The sequence below is a fragment of the Parendozoicomonas sp. Alg238-R29 genome, from assembly GCF_947331445.1.
Taxonomy (GTDB): Bacteria; Pseudomonadota; Gammaproteobacteria; order Pseudomonadales; family Endozoicomonadaceae; genus Sansalvadorimonas.
The window spans coordinates 1-2455 of record NZ_CAMZOG010000178.1 but is presented as its reverse complement, the minus strand read 5'-3'; the positions used below and the strand labels follow the sequence as shown (position 1 = coordinate 2455).

Here is a 2455-nt window from a genome sequence, read left to right as displayed (position 1 = left end):
GAAAAACGAGGAACGAGAAATTAATATATTCACCCCGACGCACAACGCCCGCATATGGGGCGCCGTAGGCGTCCCAGGAGCGAAGCGACGAATATGATGCGCTTGTTAGCTTTCTTTGATTTTATTTTCGGGTTTTCTTGAGGTTTTGTTAGCGGTCATCAAGTCATTGGAATTGATGACATCTTTTATTTTATGCTCACTTTTTCCTTTAAAACCTCGAAGATTTAGAATAAATGCTTCTACTTTCGTCTTTGCAACCTTTGAAATTAAACCAATTGTATAGTCTGGGATTTTCCAGGTTAGCAAAAGTGCGAGCGCTGAAGAGATGAAAGGGATAGATTTTTCTAAATATGACATTTTTATAACGATTATTCCAAAATCATAATCACTTAAGGAGTCTAGCGATACTAGATTTTGCACAATAAAAAACACAACCACTATAAAACTAATATTTATTGTTTTTTCGAACAAACCAGAAATAAAGTCTGCCTGATTGAGTATTCTTAAATTATCTTCTTCTTTTTCAAATTTGAATCTTGCGATGATATTGCTGGCTTCTTGTAATTCATTATCCTTTGCGTTTTTCGCATCTATAAGTTCGTTTTTCAAAGCATCTAATTTTAATATTTTGTTTTCTAGTATCTCTATCCTCGAATTTGAGGTTTCTTGCAATAATTCTTTTTCAGTCTCATGTTCTGTGTTTATTTTCGCTGTAACTTCAGCATTATTGCTCTCTATTTCCTCAATAACCTGCTGTAGCTTTTCGTTACTTCTTGTTGACTCTTCGATTTTTATCTCTTCAATTATCTCATCAATTAAACTTTTTGAATCTTTGTTTTTTATTAGTTCTATGTCACCTCCAACTTTATCAAGAAGGCAAAAAGCAGCTCTTTGATTTTTTATTATTCCTTCAATTCTATTTATATCTTCTTCACTACTCTTGGTTATATCCAGTAATACTTCTTTTGCATTTTGTAGAATTGAAAGCTTTGATTTTATAGCTCTGTGACAGTTTGCTAAAAGCTCTGAACTTAATAAGTTTTTACCAACACCTCCGTTCATAACCCACATTAAAGTAGCTAGCTTCCTGTCTGTGATTACTGGAGACATTGACCCTTCAAGAATTAATCTTTTACGTTTTAAGTATGAATTAATATTGTCTGTAATTCTTGAATTTTTTGTCAGGAAAAATATCTTCGCATCATTGATGTTATATATAGCTTTGTATTGATTTACAATAACAACTAGTGCTGCGCTTTTGGCATCCCTATCTTTTGCTTTCTCATTCTGATAGTCACCCAGTGCAGAATATAAACCTTCTTCTAACTCCTTGGCTCTTTGAGATGTAGAATTCTGCCCATGGTATGAGACTGCTGGGCTGAAATTAACACTCTTTATTTTTAATTCTTCTTCAATATTTCTTAGAATAGATTCTGCTTTGGTTTTATTCAGACGATTTAAAAGAAGAAATTTATCAAGACTACTTAAATATTGCCTATTATTTCCATAGGATCTTAAGCTATTTGATATTAACTCTTTAGCTTCTTGTATGTAATAATCACTAGTTATTAGTTCTCCTCCGGATTTTTTTATCTCTGAAAGAAGATCATCTGTATATCTTGATGTCTCCGTATCAGCTAAACCTAATAAGTCGATTAAAATTGGAGCATCAACTAATATCTTTATTCCTTCAATGCTTTGCTCTGTTTTAGGCGGTTTTTTTAGATTTAATACAACCTCAGCTAACATCGCGCCTGAATGAGCTTCTTCTAATATTTTTTCGTAGCCTTTCCCTCTCTCGCTAGAGTTTTCTACAAAGCGTGCAAATGCATAGTCTAATACGCTTTCTTCTTTTTTATCGACATCTTTACTATTTATCTCTCTAATGAAATCTAGTCTAGCGAGCCTGTAATAAAATCCCTTTTCAATTTCTTTATTGCTGATTTCAATACTTACAGAGGATAACATTTTTTTAGCAAAATCTGTAAAGTCACTTATTAATTTTTTAAATTGTATTTCTTGCTCATTAGATGATTCATATTCGATGTCACAACTATTTACATAAGTAATTCTATTTCTTACTTGTGTGGACTTTAAAAGTCCTTTTGCTTCTAATTTAGGAGCTATTTCCTCAGCAACATAAGGATGCATTTTTAAGCCGTACATGATTTCCAAATCATTCACAAACGTGTCTGGATGAAAGAAATAACCATTATTCTTTGCTATAACCGGTGAAAAAATAGGAAGTAAGCCTGTAATAATATCCTTTGAACTAACAAACTCAGAATGAACAAGTGAATAGTGAATCAATGACCTACTTATATCCATATATACTTTTTCCTTAGTTATGTTTGATGATGATGTTCGCTAAGAGAGCTAACGCCCCCATCAAGCGCCGCCGTAGGCGGTCGCTTGGATGGGCTTGTTAGGTTCACCTTCGTTTACGCTCAGTACG

1 protein-coding gene is annotated in these 2455 nt (G+C 33.3%); it reads right to left on the bottom strand.

Annotation, left to right across the window (positions count from 1 at the left end; all coding sequences use genetic code 11):
* Nucleotides 1–105: 105 nt before the first annotated feature.
* Entirely contained in the window at nt 106–2328 is a 2223-nt protein-coding gene (locus QMA35_RS21335; RefSeq protein WP_281649157.1) for a hypothetical protein, read from the bottom strand.
* Nucleotides 2329–2455: the final 127 nt, after the last annotated feature.